The organism is Acinetobacter sp. AKBS16, assembly GCF_002899995.1.
GTDB classification, from domain to species: domain Bacteria; phylum Pseudomonadota; class Gammaproteobacteria; order Pseudomonadales; family Moraxellaceae; genus Acinetobacter; species Acinetobacter baumannii.
Map to the genome: position 1 here is coordinate 1 of NZ_POYH01000095.1, position 771 is coordinate 771.

The window sequence follows — 771 nt, forward strand, 5'->3', positions numbered from 1 at the left end:
TTTAGGTGGTGCTGGTGGTGCAGCAGTTGCAAGTGACCGTCGTCACCGTACAGAATCTGCAATTGGCGGTGGTTTAGGTGGCGGTGCAGGTTATACTGTTGGTAAAAGCATGGGTGGTACAAACGGTGGTTACATCGGTGCTGCTTTAGGTGCAGCAGGTGGTTCTGCTTTAGGTAATAAAATTTCTAAAGACCGTGATGCAGACCGTTCTTCTAAGTATTGGAAGAAAAAACACCGTCATCATCGTCACTAATTACCGTGATGAAATCAGCTTAAAAACACCTTCGGGTGTTTTTTTATAACTAAAAATTTTGGTTTCTAGGATAGTTGTTCATAGTTTATCCATATATTAATAGAAACAATACAAAGCAGACACAAAACTATCGTATCAGCATGTGCCTTCTTCATAATTTTCTCGAAATTTTTAATTACATTTAGCTCAAGACATAAAGATTGCTCGTTATTGAAAAGAGCATGGAGTTCCACAATGAAAATGAATGTTTGGTTAGCAAGTGCATTAATCGCAACAACATCTATGGTTACAGTTGCTCATGCAGATAATGGTACCCGTGTAGCGGCAACTTCTGCTCTAGGTAGTGTAGTAGGAACAGCAATCGGTAAAAGTATCGGCGGTACATCAGGTGCAACAATTGGTGCAGCTTTAGGTGGTGCTGGTGGTGCTGCTGCAGCAAGCGACCGTCGTAACCGTACAGAAGCGGCTATTGGTGGTGCTTTAGGCGGTGGCGCAGGTTACACCGTTGGTAAAAACAT

General features: G+C 42.5%; 1 protein-coding gene and 1 pseudogene. Both read left to right on the plus strand.

Annotated features, from left to right (window positions below; all coding sequences use genetic code 11):
• The coding region (locus tag C1642_RS17185; RefSeq protein WP_103236642.1) for a glycine zipper 2TM domain-containing protein at positions 1–253 on the plus strand (253 nt) is incomplete at its 5' end.
• A gap of 234 nt (positions 254–487) precedes the next feature.
• Positions 488–771 (plus strand): annotated as a pseudogene (locus C1642_RS19835) (hypothetical protein); the annotation flags it as partial.